The sequence below is a fragment of the Poseidonibacter lekithochrous genome (assembly GCF_018861145.1).
Lineage (GTDB): Bacteria > Campylobacterota > Campylobacteria > Campylobacterales > Arcobacteraceae > Poseidonibacter > Poseidonibacter lekithochrous_A.
This window is the reverse complement of the sequence record NZ_JAHKQT010000036.1, coordinates 16462-30070: the sequence shown is the minus strand read 5'-3', so window position 1 is coordinate 30070 and position 13609 is coordinate 16462. Positions and strand designations below refer to the sequence as shown.

Genomic DNA, 13609 nt, shown 5'->3' with positions numbered 1-13609 from the left:
ATAAAAGATTAAAAGAGTTAGATATATCACAAAAAGATTTCTCAGATATATCAGATACTCCATATTCTACAATTAACAATTGGGGATTTAAAGTAAATGATAAAGCAATACCAGTTCCTAAATGGGTAGGAGCATTTTTAGAATATTATGAGAAAGCAAAAAAATATGATTATTTAAAAAATGAGATATTTAATACAATGCAAGATTTAGAGAAAAAATAAAGGAAACTTAAAATGTTTGATAAAAGATATAAAAAAATTACCTATACCTTTTTATTTTTACTTTATATATAATTTTCATTTCAAATAGTTTAAGTGATTATACCTTAGTTTTATGTATTTTATCTATTGGGTTTATATTACATTTCATATCTGAAAATATTGATAATAGAAAAGTTAGGGAGTTTTTATTTAGGTGGTTTTAGAGGTAGCTGTAAAAAATCTGCTCAAACAATATTTTTTTATTTCATTTCGTTTAATGAATTAATATATTTAAATGTATTTGAGAATAGAAAACATATTAAATCAAATTTTATAAAAATTGAAAAATTATCTAAAAAGTATGAAAAATTTCAATTTGATAAGAAATATGACAATGACAAGGAAACAAGAGAAGAACTGCTTGAAGAGATAGAAGAAAAAGCTGTTGAGTTATCTAATTCTATAGCAAAAATGTTTTTTGGTAATGTAATTTTTAAACTCACAGATAATCAAAGATTGTGTGCAGAAGGTGGTGCATATGCAGGTTAGAGTACAAGTGATTATCAAATAATACACAATGATATTGATGCTAATAATACTGATTATTGCATCGAATTAAGTATTGAAAATCAGAATTTTAATTTTTCTTACAGAGATTTTAATATTAATGAATATGAAGATACAGATTACAAAGGTAAAACAATTATAAAAAGAATTAAAGAATGGAATGATTGGTATCAAATTTCTGAAAAATATACAAAGTAATTAAAAAGTAACTGGTGAGTTTACACAGTTTATTTTACAGCGTCGTTTTAATTGTTCCCTTATGATTTGTTAATAATATTATATTAAAAAACTTTTTTTAAATCTATTATTTATATTCTAAACAATAGTTAATTACATCAGAAAGTTTTTTAATTCTACTATTTACATCCTTTCGATATTTTTCATAAAAATCTATATTACCTTCAGAAATAAAACCTATTAAGATATCATCATTTAAACTAGATCTAATTCCTGCAGAAACTTTATTAAATTCTTTTACAAAACCTTTTAAATTAATATTTAAAGTTTTACAAAATTCAATAATATCAAAACTTCCTAATTCATCATAATTAAATGAATCATCAATTCCCATTGCAAAATCAGTATCATATTTACCTTTATAGATATTTATATTGACAATATCATAAAAAGGAGTTAATGACATTTTATCTTTTTCAATTTTAAATGATATATTTTTCCCATGAGCATCACTATTGCCTAGGCACAAGTTAACACATATCCAAGTAATTAAACTTTTCTTTGTTAAAATTGGTGAAGAACATTTATCAATAAGCGAAAAGATCTTTTTAAATGTTGCTCCTTCTCTATAATCTTTCATATCTCCTGAACCAAAAGCTCTTTCATATTTATGTGATACAGATAAATTTAAAGCCTGACATCCATCAATGATATGTTTTCTTAAAATTTTTTCATCATTATTATTTTCCCTATCAAATCTTTCAACAAGAAGTGCTTCCTGATCTTCTAATTTAATTATCTCAATATTTGGAACTTCTAAACCTACTATAGAAGCTAGTTTTAAAGACAAAAATTCATTAAGAACAATATTATCAGTTTCTTTTTCAAATTTTAATATATGCGTTGAAGCAAGGTCACCTTCTCCAAATCCAAATCTACCATCAATAATTGTAATTGGCAATTTATCCTGGACACCTGCTACACTCAATCTTGCATTACCATCCCAAAGTTCAATGGGTATATTCTTTCTTTCTCTAATTCTCTGTGCTAATTCAGATTTAGGAACTTCTCTAAAACTTGTTTCGGGAAATCTACCATTTACACTAAAAGTTAATGCACCAGTTGTCTCTTTCCCAATAATATGAATCAAAGCAAATATATTACTTTTTGAAATATGATGAAAACTACTTAAAACTTCTCTACCCTGACCTTCTGGTAATAAATTTTCAATAAAATTTCTAATTACTTTAGATGGTATATTTGTTCCAAATTTCATAAATGGTGATAATTCAAAACCATTCTTTTCCCAGTAATCTGTATATTCAAAACTAAATTCTTCATTCTCTGTATTGACTCCTAAAAATCCAACTTCATTTTTATCACAATATATGTTTAATTTAGTCATCTTTTATTCCAGTATTAATTTTAAGCCAAACATCTTTGCAATATGTAATGCAGTTGAGAGTCTAACACCCTCTGAACCTTTTTCTAAACGAATAAGTGTTCTAGTATTAATATTACATAGCTCTGCAGCCTCAGTTAATGTTAAACCTTCACTAGTTCTTTTAAACTTTATATGTTTCCCAAAATCTTTAACACCTAAAATAATATTAGAATCAGGTTCAATTGAAGTTTTTACGTTCTTTGCCATGATTTTTCTCCAATTTAAACTATAATATAGCTTTATAATTATACTTTTGTACATTTTATATTGGACAAGCTTTTAATTAGCTTTATAATTGTACTTTTGTGCTTTTTATTAATTAAAATATTAGTTATTGCTTTATAATTGTACTTTTGTATATTTTATGCTACAAAGCGACAATAATATTACTAATAAAATATAGAGGAATTAAATAAAAAATATGTTTAATTCTTTTTAGGTAGTTTATAAGCTAAATATAATGACCACAAGACAATATCCCAACGATTAAAAGCTGTAAAAACTCTTGCATATTATTTCCTTAGTGAAGTGTGATTTAAAGTACTTTTATATTAATTATACCTCAAATATTTAAAAATATATGAGATATACTACTGGCTTGTTCCAATAACTTTTCCTAAAACTTCAACATCATCACAATCATGAAGTTCTGGTAAGAATAAGGGATTACACGATAGCAATTGAAGCTTATTATATTTTGGCAAGAAAATTACTTTTTTAACTACTACTCCATTTTGTGTATTAACTACATAGATATTGTTATTTCGAAATGAAGGTATTGTTTTAGATTTATCTATAAATATAATTGAACCATCTCTTATTAAAGGTTCCATTGATTCACCTGTTACATTTAAAGCTTCAATGTTTTTAATAGCTTCTTTACCACCTAGTTGCTCTACAACATCTTTATCTAAGCCTAAGTACTCAAAGTTTTCTTTTTCATTAATAGCGCCCCCACCTGCACTAGTATTTATATTTTTAAAATATTTAATATTAATAATCTTATCTGTAATTTGATTTAGTGAATCAGGCATTTGATCAAATAATATATAGTTAATTACAATATTCTCTTTTGCACAAAAATTTATAATAGCTTGTAAAGGTATTTTACTTTCTTTTTTCGATCTACAATAGTGCTCTTTTGAGATATCTAAAGCTTTTGCTATATCTGCATCATAAACTTTTTTATCTTTATTATTTTGCGTTTGTTCTATATGTATTCTAATTTTATTCATTACAGCATTAAAATCGCTACTTATCATTTATTGACCTATATGTTAATTTATTTTGAATAATATCATATATGTAATACATTATGTAAAAAGATTACAAGGTGTAATATAAATGAACATACATTTAGATTTAGATTGTTATTTTGTGAGTGCTGAAAGAACAAGATATCCTTTTTTAAAAGGTAAAAATGTTGTAGTTGTAAAAGGAAGTGACAATAGAATTTTTTCCAATATAAAAAAAGATGGTGTTATGCTTGGAGATACGGGAGCTTTTAATAGTGTCTTTGAGTTTAAGAATAAGCAGCATGATAATGTTTTAGGAGCTTGGAAGGATGAATATATTGACGAAGAAGGAAATGTACATGGTATTGTTATAGCAAAATCTTATGAGGCTAAAAAGTATGGAATAAAAACGGGAACACCTTTAAAAGAGGCTTTATATATGTGTCCTAATTTATTAATTATAAAAAGTGATCATCTATTTTATCAAGAGTTATCTCAAAAATTAAAAAAATACTTAGAGTTTAAAATACCTGTATTAGAACAATATTCAATAGATGAATTCTTTGGAGATTTAAATGGTTGGATTAAAGATGAAGATACACAAGGTTTTATTGAAGAATTAAGAGATGAAATAATGGCTAAGTTTGATTTACCTATTACAATTGGTGCAAGCAAGAGTAAATGGATAGCAAAACTATTAACTGATGAGGCAAAACCTTATGGTGCTTTAGCATTAAGACAAGACCAAGTATATGAATATACAAATAATATTGATGTAAATGACTTTCCAGGTGTTGGACGTGCAATATCAAAAAAACTTGAAATACATAGAATTAAAACATTAGGAGAGTTAAGAGTAAAACCTAGTTTATTATATTCATATGGTAAAACAGGAGTTCAATTATATAAAAGAATTTGTGGAACTGATAATGAAAGAGTAATAGCTTATAGTGATAGAAGAGGAATAGGAATAAGTAGAAACTTTAAAGCAATACTAAATAGAGATGAACTGTACAGAAGAGTACTGATTCTTGCAAGATATTTAAGTTTTACTATTTCAAAACTATCTTTAAATCCAACAAGCTATTTTTTTAAAATACGATATGAGTATGGATCAAAGAACTCTCAATCAATTAGTCATAATAGACTTTTTAATGAAAAGTTTTTAATTGATCTTTCAAAAGATATGATTAAAAAGCTAGATAATCATATAACTCATAAAATACACTATATAGGAATTTCTGCATCAAACTTTTCCAATGCACATAATCAAAAAACCTTTTCTATAATTGATTATGAAAGAGATAAAAAATTTAAAGCTTTAAATGAAAAATTGCTTAAGATTAGAGATAAGTATGGTGTTGATATTATTAGGTATGGGAGTGAACTTAATATAAACTAAAAAGATTTTTGAAAGATAACTTTATTTGTTCCCCTATCCCTTAAGGTTTATGGAACTTTGCAATTTTTAGTTTTTGAACACTTTGTGGAACACGGAAAATTAATATAAGTACACATCGTGTTCCAAATGTAAGAGGTTTAGGAAGAGACTACTCATAGTTTTATCTCCTATATAGGGTAACTAGATCAGTATTCTATTATTCATACTACTTGGAATAAGTTAATTTAATTAAACTAAACTATCGAAGTAAATGGCAATAATAATTCAAAATTTATAAATTTACCTCAATTCCAATTAATACACATCTTAAAAGTTAAGAGTGAATATAGTACCTTCTTTTAATTTTGATTTAATTTGTATTTCTATTTTATATTTGTTACAAACTTTACTTACTATATTTAAGCCTATTCCAAAACCACCTTGCTCCGTTGTTGCTCTGTAATATCTTTTGTAAATATCCTTAAGTTTTTCTTCTTCAATACCAATACCTGTATCAGAAATTTTTAATATTCTATTTTTTAAAGATATATCTATTTTTCCACCTACTTTATTATATTTAATGGCATTTGATATTAAGTTATTAATAACTCGAATTGCATCATCTTTATTTATTACATACTCAAAAGCTTCTAATGTTGAAGTTATTTTAATTCTCTTTTTTGAAGCTAATGGCTCAAAATATTCTAGTTGTTCTAATATCAACATATCTATTGATAACTTTTCACAAATACGTTTTTCCCCATTTTTTTGTAAAAATATGTATGTTAAGTCTTTATATATTTCAGATACTCTTCTAGCACTTAATCTAACTCTCTCTATTTGTTTCTCACTAAGTTGTTTTTTTTCTGTTGACATTAAAATTGCAGAGATTGGTGTATTTAATTCATGTGTTGTATCTCTGATAAAATTATTAAGTTTTTCTCTTTCTTCTTTTATTGGTAGTAAAAAGAGTTTTGCTAAATAAAATCCAGTTAATGATATTAAAGAATATATAATAAGGAAAAATAAGATTATATTAACTTTTAACTCTTTTACTTCTTCAAAATATAACTTTTCTTCAATTGCTATGTAATAAATACCAAGATGTCCTAAAGTAGATCTATCTATTAAAATAAAATGTTTTTTATCATGTTGCATAATATCTTTTGAAAAATCTATTTCATCATTAAGATTTCCAAATATTTTTTCTTTTTTTTCATTATAAAAAGATATTTTATATTTATTTGTATCTAATATCTTTGTTTTATCAAAAGGAGTATCTGTCATATGTGAGAATATTATTTTTGAAGATATTTTAGAAACTGCATTTTGCATATTTGATTTAGCTAAATCAAAATATAATCTTTTTTCATTTTCAAAATAAAAAAATGCAATCAATAACATTAAGATAAGAGATGAACCTAGATATAAAGTAAGAAACCTTATAAAAGTTCTTTTTTCACTAACCGTTAAATCTATAACCAACCCCTCTAGTATTTAAAATGTATTCTTCCCCTACTATCTTTCGTAGGTTTTTTATGTATGTTCGTATTGTAGAAGCAATTGGGGAATCTTCATAAGCCCAAACATTTAAACTCAATTCTTCTATACTTACATTCTTGTTTTTATTTTTAACTAAATATAGCAAAACATCACACTCTTTTTGTGTAATATGTATATCTTCTTCATCTTTTCTTATACAAAGTTTTTCAATATCTAAAGAGATATTCCTTGATAACTCTATATTTGTCGAAGGAGAAATATTATGTAATCTTTTAATATTATTAATACGTAAATCTAACTCTTTTAATTCAAAAGGTTTTTTTATATAATCATCACATCCAGAGTTAAATCCTTCTTTTATATCTTCAAGCATATTAGCTGAAGTAATAAAAATAGCTGCAGTTTTAATTTCTTTTGAACGAATATCTTTTAATAAATCAAATCCTGATAAGTTAGGAACATTAACGTCTAAGAGCAATAGGTCAAAAGTTTGTGAATAAATTTTATCTTGAGCTTCTTCTCCATCAAACACCGAAACAATTTCATAATTATGTTCTTCTAGATGCTCTCTAATGATTTCATTTAAAATTAAATCATCTTCCATTAGTAATATCTTCATACAAATCCTTATAATTAGGAGTATTGTATCATAATATTATTTTATTAATAGGGGCCAAAAAAACCCTATAATATATTAGAATGAGTAAATTAATCTTGATCTTAAATCTGTAGCATCTCTCTCATCATCTTCATAATCTAAAATTGAATAATCAATTTGTGCTGTTAAAGCTTTTGTAAATTTATACTCTAAATTTAATGTAGTTTCATCTAAATCAGAATTTGTTCCTGCTGTTGGTAAATCAAAACTTGTATATCTTAATTTAGTTTTTAATTCACCAAATTTATATCCTGCTCCTATTTGCCAAGCATCAGTTCCTGCTGTAAATGCATCACCTCCAGCTGTTTTTGTAGTAGCTGTATAGTGAGCATATGCACCTTGACCTAAACCTCTAACAACTGCATCTTCACCAGCTTTTCCATCAGTTGAAGTGTATCCTGCAAAAACATTAACATTTGCAATGTCTGCACCAATTTTTAATCCATACATTGAATTATCTTTTGAAGTATTTGCATCATAATTAGTATCATAATATTGTGCTGCAACATAAGCAGGTCCAAATTTATATTTGGCATCAACATAAATAAGTGATGCAATATCTACTGCATCAGCATATTGAAATTGAGCAGTTAAATTAGGAATAGAAGTATTTTTAATATACACTGTTCTTATTCCATCAGTTCCAATTTTCATAAACTCACCTGGTCCGCCATTTGCATCTGTATTTGCAGTTGTAAATGATGCAGTTGTTGTATAGTCAGTTCTTTGTTGATATTTAGTAATAAGACCTGCAACAATTGTTGTATCTGGAATGTCAGAGTTAGCTAGTAAATATGCTTCAAAAGCTTCTTTAATTAATCTAGATCCAGAACCTGCTAATAAAGGTGTTGATACAAATTGTCTTCCACCTTTAAATGTAGTGTTATTGTATGTATATTGTAAATATGCTTCAGATAAAACTGAACCTTGTGCATCCATACTTGATTTTGTTTTACTATCTTTATCATCAATACTTGTAACATGAGAAGTTTGGAATGTAGAACCTAATACAAGACCTTTATATGAATCAGTTACAAAGTTCAAAGATCCTCCATTTGCCCAAATTGAACTATCATTTTTTCCAGCACCATCAAAATCTTGTGCGAAATAGTATGACTTTACTGAACCTTTTACTTTTCCATTTGAAAATGCTTCAGATATAGAGTCTGCTGCGTATACACTTGAAGTGAACCCTGTAATTGCTATTGCTGTAGCTAAACTTGATTTTGCGATTTTTTTCATTTATTCTCCTAAAAATTTTAATTCTCTTAGAAAAGAGACTTATATACAAAACAATTGTAAATAGTAGAAGTACTATAGTCTTACAAGATGTAGTTAACATGTAGTTTCTCTACACATTCCATACTCATTAGAAATATATACTAAATAAAAAATGGATTAAAAATGAAAATCTTATTACTTGAAGATGATATTATTTTATCAGACCTACTAAAAGAATATTTAGAATCACACTCTTATGCAGTTTTCCAATCCTTTGAAGGAGAAGAAGCAAATGAACTGTTATATAATCAAAAATTTGATCTATTATTATTTGATATTAATGTTCCAGAAATAAATGGATTAGAAATTTTTGAGAAGTTTAGAGATATTGGATTTACTACACCTATAATATTTATGACAGCCTCAACTAACTTTCAGGAATTTGAAGAAGCATATAGAATAGGTGCAAATGATTTTTTAAGAAAGCCATTTAATCTTGAAGAGCTTAAAATTAGAATTGAATATATAGAAAAAACGATTTTAATGAATTCTATAAAATTAATAAAAATTGGTAAGAAAATGAGTTTTGATTTACCTAATATGTGCCTTATAAGAAATAATATAAAAATTACTTTATCAAAAAAAGAAGCTGAAATAATAAAATATTTCCTTCTAAATAAAAATAGAATTATATCCGTCGAAGAACTTATAATAAATATATGGGAATACGCAAAGGATCCTTCTATTTCGACAATTCGAACTTACATCAAAAACATAAGAAAAAATCTAAATAACTTATCAACTATTAAAGGATTAGGATATATTCTTAAAATCTAATATTCTACATGTTAACTACACGTAAATCTATTATAATTCTAATAAGTTAAATCATTAACTCTTCTAAATTATGTCGGAGTAATTCTCCTAAGATTTCGAAATCTTTACTTAAGCGCGAACTTAATTTATTTTTCGCTTCGACATTTTCTCCACACAAAGTCCTCACTAATCTTCTATAATAAAGAAAAAAGGATATAAAATATTTGCATATATGAATATGAACATGACTCTATTTCATGGAGTGGCAATGTTTATTTTTTGGTTTATTTTGATTTATCTCATATTCTCATTATTTAATAATAAAGAAGAGAAAAGTTCAGCTATCGATATTTTAAAAGAACGTTTCGCAAAAGGCGAAATTACAAAAGCACAATTTGATGAAATCAAAAAATCTTTAATATAGGAATGCTTAATGAAAAAAACAATTTTAATCTCAATATTTCTAGCTGCATCAGTTTTTGCAATAGAAGGTAAAAAAATGACGGTGTACAAGTCTCCATCTTGCGGTTGTTGTACAAAATGGGTTGATATTATGAAAACAAAAGGTTTTGAAGTAAACACTATTACTTCAAATAATATGAATCAAATAAAAGAAAAAGTAGGGATTACAAAAAAGACAGCTTCTTGTCATACCGCCATTGTAGATGGATATGTAATTGAAGGACATGTTGATTATTCTGCTGTAAAGAAAATGCTTACAGAAAAACCGAATATTATAGGGATTACAGTACCTGGAATGCCAATTGGAAGTCCTGGTATGGAACAAGGAAATATGAAACAAGCCTATAATATTTTATCTATTAATAAAAATGGTTCAGTAGAAGTTTATGAAAAACATTAGGATTTAAAACAAATGAAAATCTTATTACTTGAAGACGATACTATCTTAAATGAAATTATTGAAGAACACTTATTAGAGTTAAATTATGAAGTAATAAGTGTAATGGATGGAAGTGAAGCAGAAGAAGTTATCTATGATGAAAACTTCGATCTTCTTTTATTTGACGTAAATGTACCAAATATAAATGGCTTTGACCTTTTAAAAAATCTTAGAAAAAACAATATTAATATTCCAACTATATTTATTACATCAAGAGATTCAAGTGATGATGTTAAAACTGGATTTACTGCAGGAGCTGATGATTATATAAAAAAACCTTTTGAGTTAAGTGAATTAGCTCTTAGAATTGAAAATATAAAAAGGTTACGACAAATAGATAGTTTTGGACAAATACAAATTAGTAGTGATGTTTCATATAATTACAATAGAAAAATAATCAAAAATACAAATGGCGAATTTAATTTATCAAAAACGGAAGCAAAGCTTTTAGAATATTTTATTAAAAATAAAAATAAAACTATTTCAATTGAAGAGCTTTCTATTAATAATTGGGTTTATGATGAGATGCCTGAAGCTACTACTATTAGAACTTATATTAAAAACTTGAGAAAGAAACTTAATGGTGATATTATTTCTACTTTAAAAGGTATTGGTTATAGGTTTAATCTTTAAGAGAAGGAAGATCCTTCTTCCTTCATAACTAATAATTTATTTACTTTTTTTCATATTCATTTGCTCATCAGACATACCATCTGTATTCATATGATTTGTCATTTTACCTTCATGCATATGATTACCCATATGATCATTTACTTCTTTCTTCATTTCTTTATCTGGCATTCCATCCGCATTCATATGATTTGTCATCTTTCCTTCATGCATATGATTATCCATATGATTATTTGAAGACTCTACTTTTGTTGAATGTTCATCAGAATGAGAACCACCTGCATACAATGCACTTCCTGCTAATAAACCTAATCCTAATAATATTGTTGATAACCTTTTCATAATTTGTCCTTTTTATTTTATTTGTAATTATATATTCTTAATATGGAAGCAATAAGGAACTTCTATTAAAACCAAAATCTAATACCTGCTGTAGTGTATACTTCGTTTAAGTCAGACATATCATTGGTATTTCCTAGGTTTTTACTCCACTCTACACCAATATAAGGGGCAAACTCTCTTTTAATCTCATATCTAAGTCTTGTACCTAAAGTGATATTTGAAAAACCACTTCCTATTCCCATCTCTTCATTATTTTTAGTATAAGCTACTAGTCCAATACTTGGACTTAATATTAACTTTTGAGTAAGAAGAGCTTCATATTCAGCCTCTGCTCTAAGTCCAATATTTCCATCATCTCCAAGTAAAAGACTAGCTCTTGTTTCAAAGAAATATGGGGCTAAACCTTGAGCTGCTATAACACCCCATTTTTGATTAGATTCTTCATTTTTGTCGTATCCTATCCCTGCTTGAATATCCCAGTAAGGAGCTATAGCTTTTGAGAAAACCAATTGATTTTCGCTCTCGTGGGATTCACTTTTAGCTTTCTCACCTTCTGAATAAATATAGATTTTATTTAAATCGTATCCAGTGTATGCAGTTATATCCCAGCTTAATGTTTTTGTATCACTATATTGATATTCAAGTTGATCAACTAATAATGAACTTCTTAAAATATCACCTCCACCACCTGCAAAACTTGATGTTACAAATAAACTTGCTAATGCTGTTGTTACTAATAATTTTTTCATCAAATACTCCTTAAGTCACTACGACTTTTCTAAACATTCCTGCCATATGATAAAGCAAGTGACAATGATAAGCCCAAGAACCTTTTGCATCTACATTTACACGGAAACTAATTTTTGAACCAGGTTGTGCAATAATAGTATGTTTTTTAGGAAGATGATTATCATCTCCTGTTTCTAAATCACTCCACATTCCATGTAAGTGCATAGGATGATTCATCATTGTGTCATTTATATATGTGATTCTTAATCTTTCACCATATTTAAACTCTAAAGGTTTAGCATCTTTATATGCAATTCCATTTATAGACCACATATACCTTTCCATATTTCCTGTTAAACGTAAAATTATCTCTCGATCAGGATATTTATCATGTGTTGTTGGTGTTAATGATCTTAAATCAGCATAAGTTAAAACTCGTCTTCCATTATTTCTAAGTCCAACACCTGGGTCATCAAGTCTATATTGAGGATCCATAGCTCTCATAGTAGTTTGAACTCCACGAGCTTCTTCTAATTTTGTAATTGGGATTTCAAGCTTTTTCATATTTTGACCCATCATTGAATGATCCATAGGTTTATCTTTTGACATCGATCCTTTCATTGAAGACATATCATGTCCTGAGTGATCCATATTACTCATATCCATTCCCATATCAGAGTGGGATAAGATAGGAAGAGGATCTAAACTAGGAGTACTTGCTATTACATTTTTATCATAAGTTAAAGCACCTAATGCATAACCACTTCTATCAAGACTTTGAGCAAAAATAGCATATGAAGTATTTGTTTCAGGTTCAACAATAACATCATAAGTTTCAGCAACACCAATTCTAAATTCATCTATAACAACAGGTTGTACATAATTTCCATCAGCCGCAACTACAGTCATTTTAAGACCAGGAATACATACATCAAAGAATGTCATAGCAGAACTATTAATAAAACGTAGTCTTATTTTTTCACCATTTTTAAATAAAGCTTTAAAATTTGTTGCTGGGTTTTGACCATTCATAAGATAAGTATAGGTATATCCAGTTACATCCGATAGATCTCTATCTGTCATAGCCATTTCATTCCACATTTTTCGTTGACTAAATGCTCCTAGGAAGCCTAGGTCTTTTACTTCATCAACGAAGTTTCCAACAGTTCTTTGTTTAAAGTTATAATAATCAGCTGATAATTTTATTTTTCTATAAACATTATCAGGTTTTTCATCCGACCAGTCAGATAAAGAAATTACATATTCTTTATCATATGTTAATTTTTCTTCTTTTGGTTCAATTACAATTGCACCATAAACACCTAATTGCTCTTGAAAACCTGAATGAGAATGATACCAATACGTTCCACTTTGAAGAATTGGAAAAGTGTATGTAAATGTTTTTCCTGGTTTAATTCCATCAAAACTAATTCCTGGAACTCCATCCATTGCAGGAGGTAAAATAATCCCATGCCAATGAATAGACGAATCTTCACTAAGGTTATTAGTTACATTAATTGTAACAGTATCTCCTTCTTTCCATCTAAGTGTTGGACCACTTAACATTCCATTTACTGTTGTGGCAACACTTGTATTACCCGTAATATTTACAGAAGTTTTTTCTATACTTAAATTAAACTCTGTTCCACTTATTTCCTTAGTTTCTTTTCTATTTGATATTTTTGTATTTGCACTTAAATTTATTGGTATGGAAGTAAGTAAACTTGTTGCAATTACTCCTTTTACAAAAGTTCTTCTATTCAGAGTTTTCATAAAAATTCCTTTTTATTTAAATTATTTATTAT

The 13609-nt window shown here is 27.0% G+C and carries 16 protein-coding genes; 7 read left to right on the top strand and 9 right to left on the bottom strand.

Annotation, left to right across the window (positions count from 1 at the left end; all coding sequences use genetic code 11):
• Both KO488_RS12775 and KO488_RS12770 read left to right on the top strand, forming a co-directional pair.
• Positions 1–221 (top strand): helix-turn-helix domain-containing protein (locus KO488_RS12775; protein ID WP_216059199.1); only part of this gene is annotated, 221 nt, incomplete at its 5' end.
• A 159-nt stretch (positions 222–380) separates the two neighbouring features.
• On the top strand, positions 381–749 hold the full coding sequence (locus KO488_RS12770; RefSeq protein ID WP_216059198.1) for a hypothetical protein: 369 nt from the start codon (positions 381–383) through the stop codon (positions 747–749).
• Between the two features lie 322 nt (positions 750–1071).
• Here the strand turns inward: KO488_RS12770 and KO488_RS12765 are convergent, their stop codons facing one another.
• The 3 genes from KO488_RS12765 to KO488_RS12755 form a co-directional block, all read right to left on the bottom strand.
• The gene (locus KO488_RS12765) at positions 1072–2349 is read right to left on the bottom strand and encodes a HipA domain-containing protein (protein WP_216059197.1); all 1278 of its coding nucleotides are present in this window, start codon (positions 2347–2349) and stop codon (positions 1072–1074) included.
• A 3-nt stretch (positions 2350–2352) separates the two neighbouring features.
• Positions 2353–2595: a helix-turn-helix transcriptional regulator gene (locus KO488_RS12760; RefSeq protein WP_216059196.1), complete on the bottom strand. Its 243-nt coding sequence runs from the start codon at positions 2593–2595 to the stop codon at positions 2353–2355.
• Positions 2596–2978: 383 nt separating this feature from the next.
• Complete coding sequence (locus tag KO488_RS12755; protein ID WP_216059195.1) at positions 2979–3650, bottom strand: S24 family peptidase; 672 nt, start codon at positions 3648–3650, stop codon at positions 2979–2981.
• Between the two features lie 82 nt (positions 3651–3732).
• Between KO488_RS12755 and KO488_RS12750 the strand changes: the two genes are divergently transcribed.
• Positions 3733–5025, top strand: a complete 1293-nt coding sequence (locus KO488_RS12750) for a DNA polymerase Y family protein (RefSeq protein ID WP_216059194.1) — start codon at positions 3733–3735, stop codon at positions 5023–5025.
• 306 nt (positions 5026–5331) lie between these two features.
• Here the strand turns inward: KO488_RS12750 and KO488_RS12745 are convergent, their stop codons facing one another.
• From KO488_RS12745 to KO488_RS12735, 3 genes are all read right to left on the bottom strand, one after another.
• On the bottom strand, positions 5332–6489 hold the full coding sequence (locus tag KO488_RS12745) for a sensor histidine kinase (RefSeq protein ID WP_216059193.1): 1158 nt from the start codon (positions 6487–6489) through the stop codon (positions 5332–5334).
• Positions 6467–7126, bottom strand: a complete 660-nt coding sequence (locus KO488_RS12740) for a response regulator transcription factor (RefSeq protein ID WP_216059192.1) — start codon at positions 7124–7126, stop codon at positions 6467–6469. The genes KO488_RS12745 and KO488_RS12740 overlap by 23 nt, the downstream gene beginning before the upstream one ends.
• 75 nt (positions 7127–7201) lie before the next feature.
• Positions 7202–8407, bottom strand: a complete 1206-nt coding sequence (locus KO488_RS12735; protein WP_216059191.1) for an OprD family outer membrane porin — start codon at positions 8405–8407, stop codon at positions 7202–7204.
• A 162-nt stretch (positions 8408–8569) separates the two neighbouring features.
• Between KO488_RS12735 and KO488_RS12730 the strand changes: the two genes are divergently transcribed.
• The 4 genes from KO488_RS12730 to KO488_RS12715 all read left to right on the top strand — a co-directional run bounded on the left by KO488_RS12730 (position 8570) and on the right by KO488_RS12715 (position 10736).
• Positions 8570–9223, top strand: coding sequence for a response regulator transcription factor (locus tag KO488_RS12730; RefSeq protein ID WP_216059190.1), 654 nt, complete (start codon positions 8570–8572; stop codon positions 9221–9223).
• Between the two features lie 247 nt (positions 9224–9470).
• Positions 9471–9626, top strand: a complete 156-nt coding sequence (locus KO488_RS12725; RefSeq protein ID WP_216059189.1) for an SHOCT domain-containing protein — start codon at positions 9471–9473, stop codon at positions 9624–9626.
• Positions 9627–9635: 9 nt separating this feature from the next.
• Entirely contained in the window at positions 9636–10064 is a 429-nt protein-coding gene (locus KO488_RS12720; protein WP_216059188.1) for a DUF411 domain-containing protein, read from the top strand.
• 12 nt (positions 10065–10076) lie between these two features.
• Complete coding sequence (locus KO488_RS12715) at positions 10077–10736, top strand: response regulator transcription factor (RefSeq protein WP_216059187.1); 660 nt, start codon at positions 10077–10079, stop codon at positions 10734–10736.
• Between the two features lie 36 nt (positions 10737–10772).
• Here KO488_RS12715 and KO488_RS12710 read toward each other — a convergent pair whose 3' ends face one another.
• The 3 genes from KO488_RS12710 to KO488_RS12700 form a co-directional block, all read right to left on the bottom strand.
• Complete coding sequence (locus tag KO488_RS12710; RefSeq protein ID WP_216059186.1) at positions 10773–11075, bottom strand: hypothetical protein; 303 nt, start codon at positions 11073–11075, stop codon at positions 10773–10775.
• A 65-nt stretch (positions 11076–11140) separates the two neighbouring features.
• A complete protein-coding gene (locus KO488_RS12705; RefSeq protein ID WP_216059185.1) occupies positions 11141–11824 on the bottom strand; it encodes a copper resistance protein B in 684 nt (227 codons plus the stop codon).
• Between the two features lie 10 nt (positions 11825–11834).
• Positions 11835–13577 (bottom strand): copper resistance system multicopper oxidase, encoded by a 1743-nt coding sequence (locus KO488_RS12700; RefSeq protein ID WP_228319175.1) that lies wholly within the window; start codon positions 13575–13577, stop codon positions 11835–11837.
• Positions 13578–13609: the final 32 nt, after the last annotated feature.